This is a genomic window from Noviluteimonas caseinilytica (assembly GCF_018406605.1).
In the GTDB taxonomy this organism is placed as follows: Bacteria; Pseudomonadota; Gammaproteobacteria; order Xanthomonadales; family Xanthomonadaceae; genus Noviluteimonas; species Noviluteimonas caseinilytica.
On sequence record NZ_AP024545.1, the window covers coordinates 798,373 to 822,183 of the forward strand.

At 68.7% G+C, this 23,811-nt stretch carries 19 protein-coding genes and 2 pseudogenes; 3 read left to right on the plus strand and 18 right to left on the minus strand.

The features are described 5' to 3' along the window. Nucleotides 1-16: 16 nt before the first annotated feature. Together LYSCAS_RS04015 and coaE are read left to right on the plus strand one after the other, a co-directional pair. Nucleotides 17-880, plus strand: coding sequence for a prepilin peptidase (locus LYSCAS_RS04015; RefSeq protein ID WP_213435893.1), 864 nt, complete (start codon nucleotides 17-19; stop codon nucleotides 878-880). Between the two features lie 4 nt (nucleotides 881-884). Continuing rightward, a complete protein-coding gene (gene coaE / locus LYSCAS_RS04020; RefSeq protein WP_213435895.1) occupies nucleotides 885-1,508 on the plus strand; it encodes a dephospho-CoA kinase in 624 nt (207 codons plus the stop codon). Between the two features lies 1 nt (nucleotide 1,509). On the opposite strand, the gene LYSCAS_RS04025 is transcribed toward coaE, so the two are convergent. From LYSCAS_RS04025 to LYSCAS_RS04035, 3 genes are all read right to left on the minus strand, one after another. Beyond that, entirely contained in the window at nucleotides 1,510-2,448 is a 939-nt protein-coding gene (locus LYSCAS_RS04025; protein WP_213435897.1) for a Nudix family hydrolase, read from the minus strand. A gap of 27 nt (nucleotides 2,449-2,475) precedes the next feature. Beyond that, nucleotides 2,476-5,196, minus strand: coding sequence for a preprotein translocase subunit SecA (gene secA, locus LYSCAS_RS04030; protein ID WP_213435899.1), 2,721 nt, complete (start codon nucleotides 5,194-5,196; stop codon nucleotides 2,476-2,478). 185 nt (nucleotides 5,197-5,381) lie between these two features. Next, on the minus strand, nucleotides 5,382-6,305 hold the full coding sequence (locus LYSCAS_RS04035; RefSeq protein ID WP_213435901.1) for a M23 family metallopeptidase: 924 nt from the start codon (nucleotides 6,303-6,305) through the stop codon (nucleotides 5,382-5,384). A gap of 4 nt (nucleotides 6,306-6,309) precedes the next feature. Between LYSCAS_RS04035 and LYSCAS_RS04040 the strand changes: the two genes are divergently transcribed. After that, entirely contained in the window at nucleotides 6,310-6,795 is a 486-nt protein-coding gene (locus tag LYSCAS_RS04040; protein ID WP_213435903.1) for a DUF721 domain-containing protein, read from the plus strand. Between the two features lie 197 nt (nucleotides 6,796-6,992). On the opposite strand, the gene lpxC is transcribed toward LYSCAS_RS04040, so the two are convergent. The 15 genes and pseudogenes from lpxC to mraZ all read right to left on the minus strand — a co-directional run bounded on the left by lpxC (nucleotide 6,993) and on the right by mraZ (nucleotide 23,704). Next, complete coding sequence (gene lpxC / locus LYSCAS_RS04045) at nucleotides 6,993-7,901, minus strand: UDP-3-O-acyl-N-acetylglucosamine deacetylase (protein WP_213435905.1); 909 nt, start codon at nucleotides 7,899-7,901, stop codon at nucleotides 6,993-6,995. Between the two features lie 226 nt (nucleotides 7,902-8,127). After that, nucleotides 8,128-9,354, minus strand: a complete 1,227-nt coding sequence (gene ftsZ, locus LYSCAS_RS04050; protein ID WP_213435907.1) for a cell division protein FtsZ — start codon at nucleotides 9,352-9,354, stop codon at nucleotides 8,128-8,130. Between the two features lie 104 nt (nucleotides 9,355-9,458). Beyond that, entirely contained in the window at nucleotides 9,459-10,694 is a 1,236-nt protein-coding gene (gene ftsA, locus LYSCAS_RS04055; RefSeq protein ID WP_213435909.1) for a cell division protein FtsA, read from the minus strand. Nucleotides 10,695-10,744: 50 nt separating this feature from the next. Beyond that, nucleotides 10,745-11,428, minus strand: a pseudogene (locus LYSCAS_RS04060) (cell division protein FtsQ/DivIB); the annotation flags it as partial. Further along, nucleotides 11,425-12,414: a D-alanine--D-alanine ligase gene (locus LYSCAS_RS04065; protein ID WP_213435913.1), complete on the minus strand. Its 990-nt coding sequence runs from the start codon at nucleotides 12,412-12,414 to the stop codon at nucleotides 11,425-11,427. The gene LYSCAS_RS04065 and the pseudogene LYSCAS_RS04060, both read right to left, overlap by 4 nt. Continuing rightward, nucleotides 12,411-13,853: a UDP-N-acetylmuramate--L-alanine ligase gene (murC, locus tag LYSCAS_RS04070; RefSeq protein ID WP_213435915.1), complete on the minus strand. Its 1,443-nt coding sequence runs from the start codon at nucleotides 13,851-13,853 to the stop codon at nucleotides 12,411-12,413. The genes LYSCAS_RS04065 and murC overlap by 4 nt, the downstream gene beginning before the upstream one ends. 44 nt (nucleotides 13,854-13,897) lie before the next feature. Beyond that, a pseudogene (gene murG, locus LYSCAS_RS04075) lies at nucleotides 13,898-14,965 on the minus strand (undecaprenyldiphospho-muramoylpentapeptide beta-N-acetylglucosaminyltransferase); the annotation flags it as partial. Next, nucleotides 14,962-16,260 (minus strand): putative lipid II flippase FtsW, encoded by a 1,299-nt coding sequence (gene ftsW / locus LYSCAS_RS04080; RefSeq protein WP_213435919.1) that lies wholly within the window; start codon nucleotides 16,258-16,260, stop codon nucleotides 14,962-14,964. The gene ftsW and the pseudogene murG, both read right to left, overlap by 4 nt. Beyond that, the gene (gene mraY / locus LYSCAS_RS04085; protein ID WP_213435921.1) at nucleotides 16,260-17,345 is read right to left on the minus strand and encodes a phospho-N-acetylmuramoyl-pentapeptide-transferase; all 1,086 of its coding nucleotides are present in this window, start codon (nucleotides 17,343-17,345) and stop codon (nucleotides 16,260-16,262) included. The genes ftsW and mraY overlap by 1 nt, the downstream gene beginning before the upstream one ends. Beyond that, complete coding sequence (locus LYSCAS_RS04090; protein WP_213435923.1) at nucleotides 17,335-18,717, minus strand: UDP-N-acetylmuramoyl-tripeptide--D-alanyl-D-alanine ligase; 1,383 nt, start codon at nucleotides 18,715-18,717, stop codon at nucleotides 17,335-17,337. Before LYSCAS_RS04090 ends, mraY begins: the two co-directional genes overlap by 11 nt. Continuing rightward, nucleotides 18,714-20,201, minus strand: coding sequence for a UDP-N-acetylmuramoyl-L-alanyl-D-glutamate--2,6-diaminopimelate ligase (locus LYSCAS_RS04095; protein WP_213435925.1), 1,488 nt, complete (start codon nucleotides 20,199-20,201; stop codon nucleotides 18,714-18,716). Before LYSCAS_RS04095 ends, LYSCAS_RS04090 begins: the two co-directional genes overlap by 4 nt. Continuing rightward, on the minus strand, nucleotides 20,198-21,925 hold the full coding sequence (locus LYSCAS_RS04100; protein ID WP_341868574.1) for a peptidoglycan D,D-transpeptidase FtsI family protein: 1,728 nt from the start codon (nucleotides 21,923-21,925) through the stop codon (nucleotides 20,198-20,200). The genes LYSCAS_RS04095 and LYSCAS_RS04100 overlap by 4 nt, the downstream gene beginning before the upstream one ends. A 125-nt stretch (nucleotides 21,926-22,050) precedes the next feature. Then, nucleotides 22,051-22,317 carry a cell division protein FtsL gene (ftsL, locus tag LYSCAS_RS04105; protein WP_213435929.1) on the minus strand — a complete coding sequence of 89 codons (267 nt, stop codon included), beginning with the start codon at nucleotides 22,315-22,317 and terminating at the stop codon, nucleotides 22,051-22,053. After that, complete coding sequence (gene rsmH / locus LYSCAS_RS04110) at nucleotides 22,314-23,201, minus strand: 16S rRNA (cytosine(1402)-N(4))-methyltransferase RsmH (RefSeq protein ID WP_213435931.1); 888 nt, start codon at nucleotides 23,199-23,201, stop codon at nucleotides 22,314-22,316. Before rsmH ends, ftsL begins: the two co-directional genes overlap by 4 nt. Before the next feature lie 56 nt (nucleotides 23,202-23,257). Continuing rightward, nucleotides 23,258-23,704 carry a division/cell wall cluster transcriptional repressor MraZ gene (mraZ, locus tag LYSCAS_RS04115; protein WP_213435933.1) on the minus strand — a complete coding sequence of 149 codons (447 nt, stop codon included), beginning with the start codon at nucleotides 23,702-23,704 and terminating at the stop codon, nucleotides 23,258-23,260. Nucleotides 23,705-23,811: the final 107 nt, after the last annotated feature.

Here is a 23,811-nt window from a genome sequence, read left to right on the forward strand (position 1 = left end):
CCGGGCCCGCACCTAAGTGGCATTCCTGGACCAGAACCCCGGCCTCGGCTTTCCCGCCGCGGCCGCTTTCGGGCTTGCGCTCGGCAGCTTCCTCAACGTCGTGATCCTGCGCCTCCCCCGCCGCCTGGAATGGCAGTGGCGGCGGGATGCGCACGAGATCCTCGAAGACGCGGAGGTCTACGATCCGCCGCCGCCGGGGATCGTCGTCGAGCCTTCGCACTGCCCGCACTGCAAGCATCCGCTGTCGTGGTACGAGAACATCCCGCTCATCAGCTGGCTGGCGTTGCGCGGCAAGTGCCGCCATTGCCACGCGCCGATCTCGGCGCAGTACCCGCTGGTCGAATTCATCACGATGGTGCTGGTGCTGGCCTGCGTGTGGCAGTTCGGGTTCGGCTGGAAGGCGTTCGGCGGGATCCTCTTCACCTGCTTCCTCATCTCGCTCGCCGGCATCGACCTGCGCACGCGCCTGCTGCCCGACCAGCTCACGTTGCCGCTGCTCTGGCTCGGGTTGATCGCCAGCATCGAGAACCTCTACGTCGGCCAGAAAGCCGCGCTGCTCGGCGCGATGGCGGGCTACTTCAGCCTCTGGTCCGTGTACTGGGTCTTCAAGCAGCTCACGGGCAAGGAAGGCATGGGCCACGGCGACTTCAAGCTGCTCGCGGCCATCGGCGCGTGGGTCGGGTTGAAAGGCATCCTGCCGACCATCCTGGTGTCGTCGATCGTGGGCGCCATCGTCGGGTCGGTGTGGTTGTTCGCGGCGGGTCGCGATCGCGCCACGCCCATTCCCTTCGGTCCGTACCTCGCCATCGCGGGCTGGATCGCGTTCTTCTGGAGCGAGCCGCTCATCAACGGCTACCTGCATCTCGCCGGAGCGCGGTGACGCCATGGCGGCGCCCGCGCTGCGCGTAGGGCTGACCGGCGGCATCGCGTCGGGCAAGAGCGCGGTCGCGAACTTGTTCGCTGCAAAGGGGATCGTCGTCGCCGATGCGGATGTCGCGGCGCGCGAGGTCGTGCAGCCGGGACAATCGGCGCTCGCGGAAGTCGCCGAAGCGTTCGGTCCGGATGTGTTGCAAGCCGATGGCCAGCTGGATCGCGCGGCGCTGCGCCGGCATGTCTTCGGCAACGACGATGCACGCAAGCGGCTCGAAGCCATCCTGCATCCGCGCATCCGCCTGGCCCTGCGCGCGACGGCCGAAGCGGCGCGCAGTCCCTACGTGATCGTCGCGATTCCCCTGCTCGCCGAAGGCGGTGGGCGCGCGGCGTATCCGTGGCTCGATCGCATCCTGGTCGTCGACGTGCCGCGCGATGTGCAGGTGGCGCGCGTGATGCATCGCGACGCCATCGATCGCGTGCTGGCCGAACGCATGCTGGCGGCGCAGGCCGACCGGCGCACGCGCCTGGCGATCGCGGACGATGTGCTGGTGAACGTCGACACGCTGGCGGCGCTGGACGCGGAGGTCGATGCGCTCGACCGGCGTTACCGCGCGATGGCGGCGATGCGCGACTGAGTCAGGGCGTGCCGGGCCAGAACGCGCGGATCGCAGCGATGCCTTGTGCGCCGTGGGCGCGTGCGATGTCGAGTTCCTGTTCGCCGAGGCCACCGATCGCATAGATCGGCAGCGCGGTGTCTTCGCGTAACGCGGCGAATCCCGCCCAACCCAGTGGCGTGGCGCCCGGATGCGTGGGGGTGCCCGCGACTGCGCCGACGACGATGAAGTCGCAGCCGATGCGTTCGGCCTCGCGGATCTCGGCGAGCGTGTGGCATGACGCGGCGACGCGGCGATCCGCCGGCAGCGGACGCGATGCGAGTGCCGGCAATTGCGCGGCACGCAGGTGCACGCCGATGTCGAATTCGCGCGCGAGGTCGATGTCGCCGTTGACCAGCACGTCCACGTCGTGGCGGCGGCATGCATCGACGGCGGCGTCCACCAGCGTGTGCCAGCGGCGCGGTTCGCTGTCGGGGGCGCGCAATTGCACGCGACGCACACCGTTGGCCAGCGCGTGTTCGAGCGCGTCGAGCCACGTCGCATCCGACAGGTCGGGCGCGGGCGTGACGAGGTAACGATCGGGCTGCAACAGCGCCGCGACGACGGGAATGTCCGCGGACGGCATCGCATACGACGCCAGCAGGTGCGGCGGCACCCACGCGAGGGCCTGGCCTTCGTGGCCCTTGACCGTGCCGCGCCAGGCGGCGACGTGGCGCACGTCCAGGCGCAGGCGCTTGTGCGGATAGCGCTGCGGCACCGCGATCAGCGGCGCGCCGCAGTCGATGTCGATGCCGAGTTCTTCGTGCAGTTCGCGGGCGAGCGCACCTTCCGGCGTCTCGCCCGGCTCGCGCTTGCCGCCCGGGAATTCCCACAGGCCGGCGAGGTCGCGTCCTTCGGTCCGGCGCGCGAGGAGGATGCGGCCGGTCTTGTCGCGGATCACGCCCGCGACGACCTCGACCATGGCCTCGCCGCTCACGGGCCCGCTACGTCAGGCCAGCTGGCCGTGGCAGTGCTTGAACTTCTTGCCGCTGCCGCACGGGCACGGATCGTTGCGGCCCACGCGCGGCGTGGCGCCGGCGGCGAGCGCGGCAGCCGAGGCTTCCGCGGCTTCTTCGCCCGCACCGTAGCCGCCGGTGTCGGCGTGCTGGAACTGCATCTGGCGCGCGACGGCTTCGGCGCGCGCGCGTTCCTGCGCTTCGGCCTGCGCGACTTCCTCTTCGCTGCGGATGCGCACGCGCGCCAGCAACGAGACGACTTCGCGCTTCACCTTCTCCAGCATTTCGCTGAAGAGTTCGAAGGCTTCCTTCTTGTATTCCTGCTTCGGCTGCTTCTGCGCGTAACCGCGCAGGTGGATGCCCTGGCGCAGGTAATCCATGCGGCCCAGGTGTTCCTTCCAGTTCTGGTCGAGCACGTTGAGCATGATGTGCTTTTCGAGCATGCGCATCGTCTCGCCGCCGACCTGCGCTTCCTTGTCGGTGAACACGCCGGTGACGGCGCGCTGCACTTCGGCGGCGATCTGCTCGGCGTCGATCTCTTCGCGCGACTTCACCACGCCGGTGATGTTGGCGTCGAGGTTGAACTCGTTGGCGAGTTCCGCGTCCAGGCCCTGCAGGTCCCACTGTTCGTCGATGGAGTTCGGCGGGACGAAGCGCGCGACGAGGTCGGCGACCACGTCTTCGCGGATGCCGGCGACGTTCTCTTCCACGCTGTCGGCGTCCAGCAATTCGTCGCGCTGCTGGTAGATCACCTTGCGCTGGTCGTTGTTGACGTCGTCGTAGTCGAGCAGGTTCTTGCGGATGTCGAAGTTGTGGGCCTCGACCTTGCGCTGCGCGTTGGCGATCTGCTTGGTCACCAGCGGGCTTTCGATGATGTCGTCTTCCTTCAGGCCCATGCGCGCCATGACGCGCTGCACCCAGTCGGCCGCGAAGATGCGCATCAGGTTGTCTTCGAGCGACAGGTAGAAGCGCGACGAACCCGGGTCGCCCTGGCGGCCGGAACGACCACGCAGCTGGTTGTCGATGCGGCGCGATTCGTGGCGTTCGGTACCGACGATGTGCAGGCCGCCCGACGCCTTGACCGCGTCGTGGCGCTGCTGCCATTCGGCGCGGATGCGCGCCTTCTCGTCTTCGCTGGCCTCTTCGCCCAGCGCGGTGAGTTCGGCCTCGAGCGAACCGCCGAGCACGATGTCGGTACCGCGGCCGGCCATGTTGGTGGCGATGGTCACCGCGCCCGGGCGACCGGCGTTGGCGACGATCTGCGCTTCGCGTTCGTGCTGCTTGGCGTTGAGGACTTCGTGCGCGATGCCCGATTCGTTCAACTGTTCCGACAGCAGCTCGGAGACTTCGATGGACGTGGTGCCGACGAGGACCGGCTGGCCCTTGGCGTTGCACTGCTTGATCTCGTTGACCACCGCGCGGTACTTGCCGGCGCGGTTGAGGAAGACGAGGTCGGAATGGTCCTGGCGGACCATCGGGCGGTGCGTCGGGATGACGACCACTTCGAGGTTGTAGATGTTCTGGAATTCGTAGGCTTCGGTGTCCGCGGTGCCGGTCATGCCCGACAGCTTCTTGTACATGCGGAACAGGTTCTGGAACGTGATCGAGGCGAGCGTCTGGTTCTCGCGCTGCACCGCCACGCGTTCCTTCGCTTCCACGGCCTGGTGCAGGCCGTCGGACCAGCGGCGGCCCGGCAGCGTGCGGCCGGTGAATTCATCGACGATCACCACTTCGTCGTCGCGCACGATGTAGTCGACGTCGCGCTGGTAGATCGCGTGCGCGCGCAGTGCGGCGTTGAGATGGTGCACGACGTGGATGTTGTGCGCGGCGTACAGCGCATCGTCGTCGTCCTTCAGCACGCCGATCTGGCGCAGCAGCGCTTCGACGTGTTCCATGCCGGCTTCGGAGAGGTGGACCTGCTTGCCCTTCTCGTCGACGAAGTAATCGCCTTCGGACTCTTCGTCCTTCTGCTTCGACAGCTGCGGGACGATGCCGTCGACCTGGTGGTACAGCTCCTGCGATTCGTCCGCGGGGCCGGAGATGATGAGCGGCGTGCGCGCTTCGTCGATCAGGATGGAGTCGACTTCGTCGACGATCGCGTAGTGCAGGCCGCGCTGGTAACGGTCTTCCTTCGCCAGCGCCATGTTGTCGCGCAGGTAGTCGAAGCCGAACTCGTTGTTGGTGCCGTAGGTGATGTCGCTGCCGTACGCGGCGCGCTTGTCGCTGTGCGGCATGCCCGGGTAGACCACGCCGACCGACAGGCCGAGCCAGTTGTACAAACGACCCATCCACGCGGCGTCGCGGCGCGCGAGGTAATCGTTGACGGTGATGACGTGCGTGCCCTTGCCTTCGAGCGCATTGAGGTACGTCGGCAGCGTGGCGACCAGCGTCTTGCCTTCACCGGTGCGCATCTCGGCGATCTTGCCCAGGTGCAGCACCATGCCGCCGATCAGCTGCACGTCGTAATGGCGCATGCCGAGCACGCGGCGCGAAGCTTCGCGACAGACGGCGAAGGCTTCGGGGAGGATCTTGTCGAGCGATTCGCCGCCGGCGATGCGCTTCTGGAACTCGGGCGTCTTGGCCTGCAGCTGCTCGTCGGTGAGGCCCTGCATTTCGGGCTCGAGCGCGTTGATCTTCTTGACGATGCCCGCGAGCTGTCCGAGGAGGCGTTCGTTGCGGCTGCCGAAAACGCGGGTAAGCAGGCTGTTGAGCATCGTTGGAAATACCAGAGGAATTCTTGGGGGTGGGCCATGGGCGCGGGGCGCCGTGCGGCAATAAAAAAGGGCGCTGGGCGCCCTTTGTTCGGCAACGCGGCATTGTAGCTGGGGACCGCGGGGCCGCCTATCAAGTTCCTTCCGACGCCGTCCCCCCAATGGGCAGGCGTCGTGCGGGCGATGGATCAGCCGCGGACGGCGCTGCGGCCACCGAGGAACTGGCGCGGGTTCACGACGCGGCCGTTGTCCCACACCTCGAAGTGCACGTGGGCGCCGGTGGACCGGCCGGTGGAGCCGGCCTTGGCGATCTGCTGCCCGGCACGGACGAGGTCGCCCACGCGGCCCAGCAGGCGCGAGTTGTGCGCGTAGCGGGTGACGTAGCCGTTGCCGTGGTCGATCTCGACCACGTTGCCGTAGCCGGAGCGGACGCCGGAGAAGCTGACCACGCCGTCGGCCACCGCCAGGACGGGATCGCCCACGTTGGCCTTGAAGTCGATGCCCTTGTGGAACTGGTGGCCCCCGACGATCGGATCGGCGCGGCCGCCGAAGCCGGAGGTGATGTAGCTGTTGGCGATCGGGTCGCGCGACGGGATGGCGTTGCGGTCGAGCGTGCGGTTGAACAGCAGCGACTCCATCACCGACAGCTGCTGGCCCGAGGCGGTGTATTCGCGCTCCAGGACCGACAGCTCGCGGTTGAGTTCGGCGCGCGGCATGTCGCGGACGGGGCCCGCGCCACCGGTCGGGACCGGCTGGTCGAAATCGAACTCGCCGTCCTGCAGCTGGCCGGCGCGGGTGAGGCGCTCGCCGAGGGCATTGAGGCGGTTGGCCTGGGCCTGCAGCTCGCCGAGGCGGGCGGCCAGCGCGTTGATCTCGCGCTGCGAGTTGGCGTGGGCGGCATCGAGCTCGGCCTGCTGCTTCTCGACCTTCGCCTGCAGTTGCGCGGTGCGCACCCCGGTGAAGCCGACGCTGGCGCCGAGCCCCAGCACGAGGCCGGCAGAGAGCAGAATGCCTGCGGTGATCCCCGGACGACGCTGGGCGTTGTCGGAGATCTTGTCGACCAGGCGGGCCGAAGGCTCGCCACGGTTATTCAGAACGATTTTGAAGCTCATAGATATGTCGGATTCCAAGTACCGCGGACCTAAGCCCGCACGCGCAGATCGAAACACGGGTCCGCAGGCGCCGATTGAGGCGTTGCTTGCAGATTCCGCCTTCGATCCCCTGCGCCGTGCCCTGTGGCTTGATGCGCTGGATCAGCGGTTGCGCCCATTCCTGCCTCCGTCGCTCGCCGCGCATGCGCGGCTTGCGAACCTCGATGGCGGCAGGCTCGTCTACGTCGTTGATGCACCGGTGTGGCGGGCCAAGTTGCGGCTCGTCGCTCCGGACATCCTCGACGCGGCCCGATCCCTCGGGCTCGGCGTGGCCGAGTTGGTCGTCAAAACGACGACCTATCCGATCCACCCGTCGGAACGGACGGAATCGAAGGCCAAACCGATGTCGGCGGCTGCGAAAGAAGCGTTGCAAGCCGCGCTGGCGTCCTTGGTGGATCCCCACCCGGGATCCGAAAAAAACCCTGATGCGAAACGGAAACCAGAGTCCTGAAATCTGGCCGGTCGACCCATCCGATTGCGTGGTGCGGTGGATGGCTTGAGCGGCCCGGAGGGGATACTGCCCGCCTTTTCCCCCGGATTCGCTAACGAACCATTAGAGGTTCGTTAAATTGCCGTTAAACGGCCGGTTTCGATTCACAGATCGATCACCAGCCCGCACATCCCCGGACGGATTCCACACGGCCAGGTTCAGGCGATGGCAGGGTTGCCGTAGACGACGGGCGCGGCGGCCGGATCGTCGAAAGTCACTTCGTCCCAGGCCGAGGCATCGGCGAGCAGGGCGCGGACCAGCTTGTTGTTGAGGGCGTGGCCGGACTTGAAGCCTTCGAACGCGCCGATGATCGGACGGCCGGCCAGGTACAGGTCGCCCACCGCATCGAGGATCTTGTGGCGGACGAATTCGTCGGCGTAGCGCAGGCCGTCGTCGTTCAGCACGCGGAACTCGTCCAGCACGATCGCGTTGTCCATCGAGCCGCCGAGGCCGAGGTTGCGCTCGCGCATGAACTCCAGGTCGCGCATGAACCCGAAGGTGCGCGCGCGGCTCACTTCCTTTACATACGAGGTCGTCGAGAAATCGATCTCGGCCCGCGACTGCGACGTCGGGATGGCCGGATGGTCGAAGACCACGGTGAAGCCGATGCGGAACCCGTCGTGCGGTTCGAAGCGGGCGATCTTGTCGCCTTCGCGCACTTCGACGGGCTTGCGGATGCGGATGAAGCGCTTGGGCGCCGATTGCTCGGAAATCCCCGCCGATTGCAGCAGGAACACGAACGGGCCGGCGGAGCCGTCCATGATCGGCACTTCCGGTGCCGACAGGTCCACGTACGCGTTGTCGATGCCCAGGCCCGCGAAGGCGGACATCAGGTGTTCGATGGTCATGACCTTGCCGCCGTCGCGCGACAGCCCGGTGCACAACATGGTTTCGGTGACGAGTTGCGCGTCGGCCGGGATTTCCACCACCGGATCCAGGTCCACGCGCCGGAACACGATGCCCGTGTCGACGGCGGCCGGACGCAGCGTGAGATAGACCTTCTCTCCGCTGTGCAGGCCCACGCCGGTCGCGCGGATCACGTTCTTGAGGGTGCGTTGGGACAACATCGGGATCGGTCGGACCTCTGCTTCTGGCCTCGCGCGGAGGCAGGGGGAACGAAGCGTGGGCGCGTGCGGCGGGCGCAACGGCCGCAAAGATTACCACGCGACCCGATGAACACGGCCCGGCCGGGGCACCGTTCGCCGGGGCGAAAGGGGCCGGCCGACTTGTGGTCGGCCGACCGAAGACCGCACCCCGGGCGGCGCAGCCCGGGGCGTGGGGACCAGCGCCCGGTCAGTCCGCCTGGCGGCGGAGGAAGGCCGGGATATCGAGGTAGCTGCTGTCGCTGCCGAAATCGGCGGCGGCGGGCTCGGCGCGGGTGGTGCCGCCACGCAGGCTCTGGCTGCTCGCGAAGTTCGGCACGACCGGCTCGTTGAGGTTGGCCATCGCGTCGAAGTCCGGCTGGCCGGTGGTCGCGTTGCGGACGAGCTTGATCGGCGAACGCACCGAATGCTGCACCGTCTCGAAGCCGCGGGCCGGCAGCGCCTGGCGCGAGACCGCGCGGTTGAGGCCCGTCGCGACCACGGTCACCTTGACCTCGTCCTGCATGTCCGGATCCAGCACGGTGCCGATCACGACCGTCGCGTCTTCCGAAGCGAAGTTCTCGATCGTGCGGCCCACTTCGTCGAACTCGGCCATCGTGAAGTCCGGGCCGGCCGTGATGTTGACCAGGATGCCGTTGGCGCCCGAGAGGTTGACGTCGTCGAGCAGCGGGTTCTGGATCGCGGCCTCCGCGGCGGCCTGCGCGCGATCGTCGCCGCGCGCCGACCCGGTGCCCATCATCGCCAGGCCCATCTCGGACATCACGGTGCGCACGTCGGCGAAGTCGACGTTGATCAGGCCCGGACGCACGATGAGGTCGGCGATGCCCTGCACCGCACCCAGCAACACATCGTTCGCCGCGCGGAAGGCCTGGATCATCGTCGCGTTGCGGCCGAGCACGGTGATCAGTTTTTCGTTCGGGATCGTAATCAGCGAATCGCAATGCTGGCTGAGCTCGTCGATGCCCTTGAGCGCCACCTGCATGCGGCGACGGCCTTCGAACGGGAACGGCTTGGTGACCACGGCCACCGTCAGGATCCCCATTTCCTTGGCGAGCTGCGCCACGACGGGCGCCGCGCCCGTGCCCGTGCCGCCGCCCATGCCCGCGGTGATGAACACCATGTCGGAGCCCTGCAGGGCATCCATGATGCGTTCGCGATCTTCCAGGGCGGCCTGGCGGCCAACCTCCGGGTTCGCGCCCGCGCCCAGGCCCTTCGTGACGTTGCTGCCGAGCTGCAGCTGCAGCTTGGCGCCGCAGTTCTTGATCGCCTGCGAGTCGGTGTTCGCCGTGATGAATTCCACGCCGTCCACGCTGCTGTTGACCATGTGCGCCACGGCGTTGCCGCCGCCGCCGCCCACGCCAACCACCTTGATCACTGCGTTCGGGGCCATCTTTTCAACCAATTCGAAATGCGCCATGTCCGTGTCCTCGTTATAGGTGCCGTGGTTTGTTGGATCGCGCCCCACGACGTTTTTGTGGAACCACTTGCCGCAACCGCCAGGAAATCCTTTCGTGCCGCTCCTTAAAACTCGCCGCGATACCAGTTCTTCACCTTGTTGAAGAAACTGCCCGCGCGTCCCGTCGCGATCGACGGACGCCGCGGGTTCTCGATCTGGCTGCCCATCAGCAGCAGGCCCACGCCGGTGGCATGCACCGGGTTGCCCACCACTTCGCCGAGGCCGGTGACGTGCTGCGGGATCCCCACGCGCACCGGCATCTGCAGCATTTCCTCGGCGAGTTCGACCACGCCTTCCATCTTCGAAGCGCCGCCGGTCAACACCATCCCCGCGCGCACGTGCTGTTCGAAACCGCTGCGACGCAGCTCGGCCTGCACCATCTCGAAGATTTCCTCGTAGCGCGCCTGCACCGCCTGCGCCAGCGAATGGCGCGGCAGGCGACGCGGCGGGCGATCGCCCACGCTCGGCACCTGGATGCTTTCTTCCGCCGTGGCCAGCTGCGCGAGCGCGCACGCATAGCGCACCTTGATCTGCTCGGCTTCCGGCGTCGGCGTGCGCAGCATGTGCGCGATGTCCTCGGTCACCTTGTCGCCGGCGATCGGCAGCGAGGCGCTGTGCGCGATCGCACCCTGCACGAACACCGCGATGTCGGTGGTGCCCGCGCCGAGGTCGACCAGCACGACGCCGAGTTCGCGTTCGTCCGGCGTCAGCACCGCGGTACTCGACGCAAGCGAGGCGAGCACGAGGTCGTCGACCTGCAACCCGCAACGCTGCACGCACTTGCTGATGTTGGCCGCGGCCGACTGCGCGCACACGACGAGGTGCGCGTGCACTTCCAGGCGCACGCCCGTCATCCCGACCGGGTTGCGGATGCCTTCCTGCGAATCGTCGAGCACGTAGTCGCGCGGGATGGCATGGAGGATGCGCTGGTCGGCCGGGATCGCGACGGCCTTCGCGGCATCGAGCACGCGATCGAGGTCGGCGTAGGTCACCTCGCCGTCGCGGATCGGCGCGATGCCCTGCGAGTTGCGGCACTGCACGTGGTTGCCGGAAATGGAGGCATACACCGACCGCACTTCGCAGCCGGCCATCAGTTCGGCCTCTTCGACGGCGCGCTGGATGGATTGCACGGTCGACTCGATGTCCACGACCACGCCGCGCTTGAGCCCGCGCGATTCGTGCGTGCCGATCCCGATCACCTCGATCGGGCTGCCGGGCGAGTACTCGCCGACGAGCGCCGTGACCTTCGACGTGCCGATGTCGAGGCCCACGATCAGGGATTTGTCGCCTTTGCGGTTCATGTCTTTCCTTGCGAAGTCGTGCTGGCCGGCGCGGCGGGGGCGGTTGCCCACTGGAGCGCGAAGCCATTGGTGTAGCGAAGGTCCGCGCGACGCAGGACGCGTTGCGGCTGGTTGATCAGTTGCGGCAGCAGGCGCGCGAAGCGACCGATGCGCGGGCGCGCGTCGCTGCGGCCCACGATGACTTCGGTGCCGTCGGACAGCACGAGCGACCAGCTGCCGCGCGCGTCCAGCTTCAGCGCGCGCACGTCGTTGCCGGTGCTGGCGAACAGCGCGCGCGATTCGTTGTAGAGCGCGACCACTTCCGGTACGCGCGCCTCCGGCCCGCCGAGCTGCGGCAGGCTGGCCGGCACGTGGATGCCGCGCACCGGGAACAAACGGCCGTGCTCGGACAACAGGCGATCGTCGCCCCAGCGCGCGAACGGGCGATGTTCGACGACGTGCACTTCGAGGATGTCGGGCCAATGCTTGCGCACTTCGGCACGCTCGACCCACGGCAGTCGCGCCACCGCGGCCTGCGCATCTTCCAGCCGCACCGCGAAGAACCCGCGGCGCGCATACGGCAGCACCGTCGCGCGCAACAGCTGTTCGTCCACGTTGTGCAGCGACCCCTGCACGCGCAGCGTGCGCAACGGCCAGCGCTCGGCGGCGATCCAGCCGTTGAGCACGGCGACCACGGGCAGCACGACGAGTGCCACCGCGAAGGTCCAGGCCAGGATGCGCAGCAGGGCGTTCACTTGCGTGCACCCCCGTCGCGGTCGAGCGAGGTTTCCAGGATGCGCCAGCACAGTTCTTCGAATTCGATGCCGACCTGGCGCGCGGCCTTCGGCACGAGCGAATGGCTCGTCATGCCCGGCGCGGTGTTCACTTCGAGCAGGTAGAACTTGCCGGTCGCGCGATCGCGCATCACGTCCACGCGCGACCAGCCGCTGCAGCCGGCGGATTCGAACGCGGCGACCGCGAGGCGGCGGATCTCGTCTTCCGCATCGCCTTCCAGGCCCGGGCACAGGTACTGCGTGTCTTCGGCGACGTACTTGGCGTGGTAGTCGTACCACTGGCCCTTCGGCACGATGCGGATCGACGGCAGCGCGACGTTGCCGAGCACGGCGACGGTGAGCTCGTCGCCTTCGATCAGCTGCTCCATCAACAGTTCGCCGCGCGCTTCCTGGTCGATGTAGCGTTCGGCGAGTGCGACGGCCGCGTCGAGGTCGGCCTCGGAGTACACGCGCGACACGCCCACGCTCGAGCCTTCCGCAGCGGGCTTGACGATCACCGGCAAGCCGAGCGACTTCGCCGCCGCGTGCACGTCGGCGCCCTTGCCCAGCTGCACGTAGCGCGGCGTCGGCAATCCGACCGACAACCACACCTGCTTCGTGCGGATCTTGTCCATGCTCAGCGCCGAGCCGAGCACGCCCGAGCCGGTGTACGGCACGTTGAGCGCTTCGAGCAGGCCCTGCAGCACGCCATCTTCGCCGCCACCGGCGTGGCCGTGGAGGATGTTGAACACGCGCGTGAAGTGGCGGTCCTGCAACTCGCGCACGAGGTTGGGGATGCCATCGACCGCATCGGCCGCGATGCCGCGCGCGCGCAGCGCCTCCAGCACGTTGCGCCCGGAATCCAGCGACACCTCGCGCTCCGAACTCGTACCGCCCATCAGCACGGCCACGCGGCCGAACACGGCCGGGTCGGTCACGCGCAGCGGGGGAAACCTGAAACCGTTCACTTCGTGACTCCTTCAAAGCCTTGCGTGGCCAACTGCTGCGCCGCGGCGCCGATGTCGCCCGCGCCCATCAGCAACAGCAGGTCGCCGTCCTGCAACACATCGGGCAGCAAGCCCGACAACTCCGACGCCGCGCCCACGACCACCGGGTCCACGCGACCCCGCGTGCGGATCGCGCGCGCCAGGGCCTTCGCATCCGCGCCCGCGATCGGCGCTTCGCCCGCCGCGTACACGTCGGTGAGCACCAGCGCATCGACCGTCGACAACACCGCGGCGAACTCGTCGAACAGGTCGCGCGTGCGGCTGTAGCGATGCGGCTGGAACGCGACGACCAGGCGCTTGTCCGGCCAACCGCCGCGCGCCGCGGCGAACACCGCTTCCAGTTCCTTCGGGTGGTGGCCGTAGTCGTCCACCAGTTGCACCAATGCGCCCTTCGGCGTGCGCAGCTGCGCCAGCAGGTTGAAGCGGCGGCCGATGCCTTCGAAATTCGCGAGTGCACGCGCGATCGCGTCGGGCGCCACGCCCAGCTGCCAGCCGATCGCGGCGGCGGCCAGCGCGTTCTGCACGTTGTGGCGCCCCGGCAGCGCGAGCTGCACCGGCGTGCGCGAACCATCCGGCAGGTGCAGCGTGAAGTGCATGCACGGACCGATCTGCGTCACGTCTTCGGCGCGCACGTCGGCGTGCGCAGAGAAGCCGTAGCTGCACACGTGGCGCGGCGTGTCCTTCGCCAGCGCTTCCACTTCCGGATCGTCGATGCACAGCACCGCCAGCCCGTAGAACGGCAGGCGATGCAGGAATTCGGCGAAGGCGGCCTGCACGTTCGCGAAGTCGCCACCGTAGTTCTCGAGATGGTCGGCGTCGATGTTGGTGACGACCGCGATCGCGGGATTCAGGCGCAGGAAGCTGCCATCGCTTTCGTCCGCTTCCGCCACCAGCCACTGGCCCTGGCCCAGGCGCGCATTCGCGCCGGCCGCGAGCAGCTTGCCGCCGATGACGAACGTCGGATCCAGCCCGCCCTCGCCCAGCACGCTGGCGGCGAGCGAGGTGGTCGTGGTCTTGCCGTGCGTGCCGGCCACCGCGATGCCGCGGCGGAAACGCATCAGCTCGGCCAGCATTTCGGCGCGGGGCACGATCGGGATGCGCTGCGCGCGCGCTTCCATCAGTTCCGGGTTGTCCTTGCGGATCGCGCTGGACACCACGACGCAATCGGTGTCGAGCACGTTCGCCGCCGCGTGGCCGCGATGCACCTTCGCACCGAGGCTCGTCAGGCGCCGCGTCACCGCGTTGTCCGCGTTGTCGGAGCCCGACACCTGGTAGCCGAGCGTGCACAGCACTTCGGCGATGCCGCTCATGCCGACGCCGCCGATGCCGATGAAGTGCACGCGCGGATACGCCTTCGCGAGGTCGCCGGAGGTCTGCAGGCGGCGCTGGACGTTGGCCATCACGCGGCCTCCTTGCGCTGCGCATCGCGCAGGCGGATCACGTCGAGCACGATGTCGGCAACGCGCGAGGCCGCATCGGGTTTCGCCAGCGTGCGCGCGGCTTCGGCCATCGCGACGCGGCGGGCGGGATCGGCGCGCAGTTCGCCCAGCACGGTTTGGAGGCGATCGGCGAGCTGTTCGTCCTGCTTCAGCAGAACAGCCGCGCCGCGTTCGACGAGGAATTCGGCGTTGCGCGTCTGGTGGTCGTCCACCGCCTGCGGGAACGGCACCAGCACGCTGCCCACGCCCACGGCGCACAACTCGGCCAGCGTCAGCGCGCCGGCGCGGCACACCACGAGGTCGGCCCAGCCGTACGCGGCAGCCATGTCGGCGATGAAGGGCTCGACGCTCGCGACCAGGCCCGCGTCCACGTACGCCTGTTCCGCATCGGCGCGCAGCTTCTCGCCGCACTGGTGGCGGATCGTGATGTGCGGATCGTTCAATGCATGCAGCGCACGCGGCACCGCGAGGTTCAAGGCGCGCGCGCCCTGGCTGCCGCCGAGCACCAGCAGGCGCAAGCCATCATCGGCGCGCGGGAAGCGCAGCGCGGGCGACGGCACGGCCGCGATCTCGCTGCGCACCGGATTGCCCACCGGCTCTTCGATCGTGTGCTTGAACGTCTGCGGGAAGCCGGTGAGCACGCGCTTGGCAAAACGCGCGAGCACGCGGTTGGTGAAGCCCGGCGCGCGGTTCTGTTCGTGCACCACCAGCGGCACGCCGGCGAGCTTGGCGGCGATGCCGCCCGGCCCCGCCGCGTAACCGCCGAAGCTGATCACCGCGCGCGGGCGACGACGCTCGACGACTTCCGCCGCCGCGCGGATCGCGCGCAGCACGCGCACCGGCGCACCGAGCAACGTCGCGATGCCCTTGCCGCGCAGCCCCTTCACCGCGATCGTGTCGATGGCGATGTCGTGCTGCGGCACCAGGCGCGTTTCCATGCCGCCGTCGGCGCCGAGCCACGTCACTTCCGCGCCGCGTGCGCGCAGTGCATGCGCCACCGCGAGGCCCGGGAAGATGTGGCCGCCGGTGCCGCCGGCGAGGATCAGCACGCGCGCGTTGTCGACGACCGTCATGCGGTCCTCCCCAACGTGGGTTCGACCCGCTGGCGCAGGCGGTTGGTGCCGCGCACGCTTGACGTCGCCGTCGCGCCGACCGGTTGCGCCGTCGCCGGCACGTGGCCCGGCGCGGGCTGCTGCGCTTCGCCGCGCAGGCGCGCGACCTGGCGCTCGGCGCGATCCAGTTCGTACGACACGCGCAGCAGCAGGCCGAGCGCCATGCACGTCATCAGCACGCTCGAACCGCCGGAGGAAATCAGCGGCAGCGTCAGGCCCTTGGTCGGCAGCAGCCCGAGGTTGACGCCGATCGACACGAAACTCTGCAGGCTCATCCACAGGCCCACGCCGAACGCGCAGTAGCCCGCGAAGTGGCGGCGCATCTCGACGCATTTCAGCCCCACCCAGAACGCGCGGCCCGCAAGCAGCGCATACAGGCCGATGACGAGCGCCACGCCGACCAGGCCGAGTTCTTCGGCGATCACCGCGAGGATGAAGTCGGTGTGCGCTTCGGGCAGGTACGACAGCTTCTGCACCGATGCGCCCAGGCCCACGCCGAAGATTTCGCCGCGGCCCACCGCCATCAGCGCATTCGTCAGCTGGTAGCCGCTGTCGAACGGGTCCTGCCACGGATTGAGGAACGAGGTGAAGCGGCGCACGCGATACGGTTCGGCGATCGCGATCGCCGCCAGCACCGGCAGGCCGATCAGCACCGGGCCGAACATGCGCGGCATGTTGACGCCACCGAGCACCAGCATGCCGGCGGTGATCGCCAGGATCAGCGAGAGCGAACCGAAGTCCGGCTGCAGGATCAGCAACCCGACCAGCGCGACCGCCACGCCGAGCGGCTTGAGCATCGCGCGCCACGTCGCGTTGACTTCGTCGCGGAAGCGCACGAGGTAGCTCGCCAGCCACACGATGTAGAGCAGCTTGACCGCTTCCACCGCCTGGAACTTCGACACGCCCAGGTTGAGCCAGCGCCGCGCGCCGTTCACCCGGCTGCCGATGCCCGGCACGAACACCGCCAGCAACAGCACGAAGCACGCGAGCAGCAGCAACTGGTTGTGCTGCTCGATCGTCTTCAGCTCCGTGCGCATCATCCACACGGCCAGCGCCACGCCGCCGCACAGGAACACGATGTGGCGCGTGAGGAAGTAGAACGGACCGACGTTGAGCCCTTCGCCGATCGCGATCGAGCTCGAGGCCACCATCACCACGCCCAGGCACGCGAGCGCGATCGAGGTGCCCAGCAGCCACGGATCGAAGCGGCCTTCGATGGCATCCAGTCGCGTGGCCTGGCGCGGCGTGTCGTTCATCAGCGCACCTTCAACGTGGCGAGACCGACGAGGACCAGCACCACCGAGATGATCCAGAAGCGCACGATCACGCGCGGCTCGGGCCAGCCCTTGAGCTCGAAGTGGTGGTGGATGGGGGCCATGCGGAACACGCGCTTGCCCGTCAGCTTGAACGAGGCGACCTGGATCATCACCGACAGCGTTTCGATCACGAACACGCCGCCCATGATCACGAGCACCAGTTCCTGGCGCACGATCACCGCGATGCACCCGAGCACGGCGCCCAGCGCCAGCGCACCGATGTCGCCCATGAAAACCATCGCCGGATAGGTGTTGAACCACAGGAACCCGAGCCCCGCGCCGGCGATGGCCGCGCAGATGATCACGAGTTCGCCCGCGCCCGGCACCTGCGGGATCTGCAGGTATTCGGAGAACACCACGTTGCCCGAGGCATACGCGAACACGCCCAGCGCGCACGCGACGAGCACGCTCGGCATGATCGCCAGGCCGTCGAGGCCGTCGGTGAGGTTGACCGCGTTGGAGAACCCGACGATCCAGAAGTACGAGATCGCCACGAAGCTGATGCTCACCAGCGGCAGCGCGACGGCCTTGAAGAACGGGATGTAGAACGTCGTCGCCGCCGGAGCGTCGGCGGTGTAATAGAGGAACAGGCCGGCGCCGAGCCCGAACAGCGACTGCAGCAGGTACTTCCAGCGCGACTTCATCCCGTTGGGATCGCGCTTGACGATCTTGATCCAGTCGTCCCACCAGCCGATCGCGCCGAAGGCGATCATCACCGCGAGCACCAGCCACACGTAGCGGTTGCGCAGGTCGCCCCACAGCAGCACGGACGCGGCGATCGTCAGCAGGATCAGCGCGCCCCCCATCGTCGGCGTGCCGGCCTTGGAGAAATGCGATTGCGGGCCGTCCTTGCGGATCGGCTGGCCGCCCTTGAGCAATGCCAGGCGGCGGATGATGGCCGGGCCCCACCACAACGACAGCGCCAGCGCGGTGAGCGCGCTCAGGATGCCGCGGAAAGTGAGGTAACCGAAGAGCCCGAACAGGCTCTGCAGTTGCTCCAGCCAGCGGAAGAGTTCAAGCAGCATGCGGGTCGTTCCCCTCGTCGGGCAGCAGCGCCGACACGATCCTGTCCATCGCGCTTCCGCGCGACCCCTTGACCAGCACGCGCACGCCTTCGCGCAATCCGCCGCGCAACGCATCGGCGAGCGCCGCATGCGTGGCGAAGTGGTGTCCGTCTTCCCCGAAGGCTTCCACCGCGTGCCTGCTCAGCGGCCCGAGCGCGTACAGGCGCGCGATGCCGGCCTGCTTCGCGCGACGGCCCGCTTCGGCGTGCAGCAGTTCGGCGTCCGCGCCGAGTTCGCGCATGTCGCCGAGCACCAGCCACGCGGTGTCGCCGCTCGAAGCGAGCGTGTCGATCGCCGCATTGAGCGAACCGGGATTGGCGTTGTAGCTGTCGTCGATCAGCACCGCGCCGTTCGGCAGGCGATGCGTGACGAGGCGGCCGTGCACGGGACGCGCGGCGCCGAGGCCCGCGGCGATCGCGTCGAGTTCGACGCCCGCACCGAGCGCGATCGAAGCCGCGGCCAGCGCGTTCATCACGTTGTGGCGGCCCGGCATCGCCAGGTCCACGTCCACTTCGCCCAGCGGCGTCGACAGCACGAAGCGTGCGCTTTCCGCATCGAGCTCGATCGCGTGTGCGGTGACGTCGGCGGTGGCATCCAGGCCGAAGCGGATCAGGCGGCGGCCGTGCGCGCGCTCGGCGAAGTACGGCGCGAACGCATCGTCGGCATTGATCACCGCCACGCCGTCGGCGGGCAGCGCGTCGTAGATCGCGCCCTTGGTGTCGGCCACGCCGAGCAGGCTGCCCATGCGTTCCAGGTGCGCAGGCGCGATGTTGTTGACCACCGCGATGTCGGGCCGCGCGATCGCGGTGAGGTACGCGATGTCGCCGGGCTTGCCTGCGCCCATCTCGTAGATCGCGAAGCGCGCGTGTTCCGGCGCCTCGAGCACGGCGAGCGGCAGGCCGATTTCGTTGTTGCGGTTGCCGGGGTTGGCGTACACGCCGCCCTCGCCCGGCATCGCTTCGCGCAGGATCGACAGGACGAGCGTCTTCACGCTGGTCTTGCCGTTGCTGCCCGTGATCGCGACCACGCGCGTGCGGCGCTCGCGCTGCACGGCGGCGGCGAACGCGGCGAGCGCCTGTTCGGTGTCGGCCACGATGAGTTGCGGGATCGCATGCCCCACTTCGCGCGACACCAGGGCTGCGACCGCACCGTTGCGCGCGGCCATCGCCACGTGCTCGTGCCCGTCGAAACGCTCGCCCTTCAAGGCGATGAACAACGCGCGGCCGGCCGGCATGTCGCGCGTGTCGGTGCCGACCACGTCGACCACCATGTCGTCGCCGACCACCCGGCCCCCGGTCATCGCTGCGATGCGCGACAGCGGCATGGCGATCATGCATGGCCTCCAAGCGCGCGACGCGCGACGTCCGTGTCGTCGAAGGGATGCTTCACGCCGTGGATTTCCTGGTAGGGCTCGTGGCCCTTGCCGGCGATGAGGACGATATCGTTCGCGCCCGCTTCGCCGATCGCGCGCGCGATGGCGGCGGCGCGGTCGCGTTCCACCACCAGGCGCGCCGGATCCTTGCGCAGGCCGGGCGTGAAGCCTTCGAGGATGTCGGCCACGATGGCGTCGCCGTCTTCGCCGCGCGGGTTGTCGTCGGTGACGATCACGCGGTCGGCGAGGCGTTCGGCGATCGCGGCCATCTGCGGGCGCTTGCCGCGGTCGCGTTCGCCGCCGCAGCCGAAGACGCAGGCGAGGTTGGCGGCGGCATGCGCGCGCAGCGAGGACAGCGCCTGTTCGAGCGCATCGGGCGTGTGCGCGTAGTCGATGACGACCAGCGGTGCATCGCCATTGCCGCCGAGGCGGTTCATGCGGCCGTGGATCGGTTGCAGCTGCGAGAGCACGTCGGCGACGCGTGCAGGCGGGATGTCGAGCGCGACGAGCGCGCCGGCGACCGCGAGCAGGTTGTCGACATTGAAGCGCCCGAGCAGCGGCGAACGCACCGCGTGCGCGGCGCCGTCCACGATGAGATCGAACGCGACGCCCCGGTTGTCGAGCACCACGTGGTCCGCGCGCACCGCGGCATCCGTCGAACCGGCGGCGCTCGTGCCGATGCGGCGCACCGGCGCCTGCACGGCGTCGAACAGCGCGCGGCCGTAGTCGTCGTCGAGGTTGATGACCGCTGCGCGCAAACCCGGCCATGCGAACAGCTTGGCCTTCGCCGCGCCGTAGTTCGCCATGTCGCCGTGGTAGTCCAGATGATCGCGCGTGAGGTTGGTGAACACCGCGACATCGAAATGCACGCCGCCCACGCGGCCCTGGTCGAGCGCATGCGAGCTGACTTCCATCGCCAGCGCCTGGGCGCCCGCGTCGCGTAGCTCGCCGAGCAACTGGTGCATCTGCAACACGAGCGGCGTGGTGAAACCCGTCGGCACCACCGCGCCATGCAGCCCCGCACCGAGCGTGCCGATGGTGCCGGCGCGCGTGCCGAGCAGCGACCACGCCTGCGCGAGCAGCTGCACCGTCGAGGTCTTGCCGTTCGTGCCGGTCACGCCGACGGTGGTCATCGCATGGCTCGGATGGCCATGGAAGTGATCGCCGAGTTCGCCCAGGCGCGCGCGCAGGCCCGGCACCGGGATTGCGTCGGCGGGCGCGGGAATGTCGGCGGGCGCCGGCGGTTCGAACAGGATGGCGCTCGCACCGGCGGCCTTCGCCTGCTCGACGAAATTCAAGCCATGCGCACCGAAGCCCGCGATCGCGATGAACGCGTCGCCCGGGCGCAGCGCGCGGCTGTCCATCACGAGGTTGGTGACTTCGAGATCGGCGGGCACGGCCGCGATGTCGGGCAGCAATTCGGACAGGCGCATGCGGCGGCTCATTGCACGGCCTCCGTCACCGGCGCGGGCGCGGCGACCGGCGCCGTCGCCACCGTCGCCGGCTTGCGCTTGGCTTCCGCCGCAGCCTGCGCGGCAAGCCACGCATCGAGATCGTCTGGGGCCACGTCCATCATGCGCAGCGCACCATCCATCACGTTGCGGAACACCGGCGCGGAGACGAGGCCACCGACGTACGCGAGTTCCGGCGCGGGATCGTCGATCACCACCACCATCGAGAAGCGCGGATTGCTCGCCGGCACCAGGCCTGCGAAGAATGCGACGTAACGCCGCGAATACCCACCGCCGCTCGCCTTGCGCGCGGTGCCGGTCTTGCCGGCGACGCGATACCCGAGCACGCGCGCCTGCGTCGCGGTGCCGCCGGGCAGCGTCACCGTTTCCATCATGCGCAGCACTTCGCGGGCAACGCCCGGATCCATGACCTGGTGGGCCTCGTTGCGCTGGCCCTTGACGAACGTCGGGGCAACGAGCTTGCCGCCGTTTCCGATCGCAGCGTACGCCTGCGCGATCTGCAGCGGCGTCACGCTCAGGCCGTAGCCGTAGGACATCGTCTGCTTGGTGGTGCCGCTCCAGCGGTCCGGCGCCGGCAGCAAACCGGCCGATTCGCCGGGGAAGCCGCTGTTGGTGCTCTGGCCATAGCCGAGCTTGCGCAGGTACTCATAGAAGGTGTTGTTGTCGAGGCGCGCGACGATCTTCGCCGCGCCCACGTTGGAGCTCTTCGTGATCACGCCCGTGGTGTCGAGCACGCCGTAGTTGTGCGTGTCGGTCGTGCGGTAGCGGCCGTTCGGCATCCAGCCCGGGTTGGTGTCGAACTTGGTCTGCGGCGTGATGACGTGATGTTCGAGCGCGGCGGCGACCGTGATGGGCTTCATCGTCGAGCCGGGCTCGATGAGGTCGGTGACCGCGCGGTTGCGGTGCGCGTCGCGTGCGCCGCCTTCCACCGCGTTCGGGTTGAACGACGGCAGGTTGGCCATCGCCAGCACTTCGCCGGTGGTCACGTCCAGCACCACGGCCGAGCCGCTGCTCGCGCCCTTTTCCAGCAGCGCATTGCGCAGCTCGCGATAGGCGAGAAACTGGATGCGCCGGTCGATCGACAGCGTGAGGTCCTTGCCCGGCTCGGCGGCGCGCACCAGGTCCACGTTCTCGACGATGCGGCCGCGGCGGTCGCGGATCACCTTCTCGGCGCCGGGCTTGCCGCGCAGCCATTCGTCGAACGCGAGCTCCAGGCCTTCCTGGCCGGCGTCGTCGACGTTGGTGAAGCCCAGGATATGCGCGATCGCATCGCCCTGCGGATAGAAGCGGCGGTATTCGCGCTGCGAGAACACGCCGGGGATGTTGTGCGCGACGACCGACTGCGCGAACTCCGGGCTGATCCGCCGCTGCAGGTACACGAACTCCTTGTTCGCGCGCTGCGAGAGCTTGCGTTCGAGGTGGTCGGCGGGCACGCCGAGCGCCTGCGCCAGTTCCGGCAAGCGCTGCGGATGCTTGAGCAGTTCCTGCGGGTTGGCCCAGATCGATTCGACCGGCGTGGACACCGCGAGCGGTTCGCCGTTGCGGTCGGTGATCATGCCGCGCGAGGTGGGGATCGGGATCTCGCGCAGGAAGCGCGCATCGCCCTGCGCCTGGTAGAACGCGTTGTCGATCACCTGCATCTCGAACGCGCGGCCCAGCAGCGCGAGCGAGCACAGGCCCAGCGTGCCGGCGACCATCGCCAGGCGCCCGCGCAGGTTGAACTGCGCGCGGCCGCGCGGCTTCTGGCGCGGACCGCCGCCGAAGAACGCGCGCACGCGCTGGCCGGCCGTCGGGCGCTTCTCGGCGTGCGGCATGCCCGGCCTCATGGACGGATCACCACGGTTTCGCCCGCTTCCGGGAACACCATGCCCAGGCGGTTGCGCGCCACCTGGTCGATGCGGTTGCTTTCGGCCCACGTGGCCTGTTCCAGCTGCAGGCGGCCGAAGTCGATGTTGAGGTCGTCGCGCTCGCGCTGCAGGCGCTTGAGCACGACGAACAACTGGCGATGCTCGTGGCGCGCGTAGACCACGCCGATCGCCGAGGCGACGTTGGCCAGGATCAGCACGGCGATGATCACGCGCGCGTTCATGCGGCCACCGCCAGTTTCTCGGCCACGCGCAGCACGGCGCTGCGGGCGCGCGGGTTGAAGGCGAGTTCTTCGCTGGTCGCCTTCTGCGCATCGCCGATGGCGCGCAGCGTGGGATGGAAGTCGGGCACCACCGGCATGCGGCGGTGCGTCGGCGGCGCCTTCGCCTTGCGCGCGATGAACTGCTTGACGATGCGGTCTTCCAGCGAATGGAAGGAGATCACCGCAAGGCGCCCGCCGGGCTTGAGGCAATCGAACGCGGCGTCGAGGCCGGTTTCGAGGTCGGCCAGCTCGCGGTTGATGAAGATGCGGATGGCCTGGAACGAACGCGTGGCAGGGTGCGTCTTCGAATCGCCGCGCGGCATCACCGACGCGATGAGGTCGGCGAGTTGCCCCGTGCGCTCGAGCGGCTGCGTTTCGCGGCGCGCCACGATCGCGCGCGCGATGCGGCGCGACTGGCGTTCTTCGCCGTAGGTGAACAGCACGTCCGCGATGTCGCGATCGGAGGCATGCGCCAGCCACTGCGCAGCGCTCTCGCCGGAATCCGGATCCATGCGCATGTCGAGCGGACCGTCCTTGCCGAAGCTGAAACCCCGCTCGGCGACATCCAGCTGCGGCGAAGACACGCCGAGGTCGAGCAGCACGCCGTCGAGGCCTTCGCGCGCGAGCGTCCAGTCGCCCAGGTGGGCGAAGCTGCCGCGACGGATGGAGACGCGCGGGTCCGCGCCGAATGCGCCTTCGGCCACCGCGATCGCCTCGGGATCCTTGTCCATCAGCAGCAATCGCCCTCCCGGGCCCAACTGGTCGAGCACGCCGCGCGCATGGCCGCCGCGGCCGAAAGTGCCATCGAGGTAACGTCCGTCCGCCAACACCCGCAGTCCTTCCATGACCTGCGCGTACAAGACCGGAAGGTGGGCGGACCGGGCATCCGCGCCACCGGCGGTCACAACTGCAGGTCGAGCAGCCCGTCGCCCAGGTCGGCATCCGTGAGGGTCTGCCGGATCTGCGCGAGGTGCGCCTGCTCGCTCCACAACTCGAACTTGTCGCCCATCCCCAGCAGCACCGCCTTGCGTTCGATGCCCACCGCGTTGCGGTGGCTCGCCGGCAGGCCGATGCGGCCGCTGCCGTCGGGCTCGACGAAGGTCGCCGCGCCCACGAGCTTCAGCTGCAGGTTGCGGCTGACGCTCTTGGTGCGCGGCAACGCGTTGACCTGGTCGCGCACGCGCTCCCAGACCGGCTGCGGATACAGATAGAGACAGCCGGCATCGAATGGGCTGTAGGTCAGGACCAGGCGGTTGCCACACTCGCGCACGACCTGGTCCCGGTAGCTGGTGGGAATCGCCAGCCGGCCCTTGTCGTCGATCGTGATGGCGGTCTCACCCTGGAACATCGCCCCTGCCCGGTAGCGCCCCTCTGCCGGGGGCTTTTGGAGTTAGGAAAACCACTTATTTCCCGGTTTTCCCACGAGACGCCACGTTAGGCTTGACCCACAGGGTT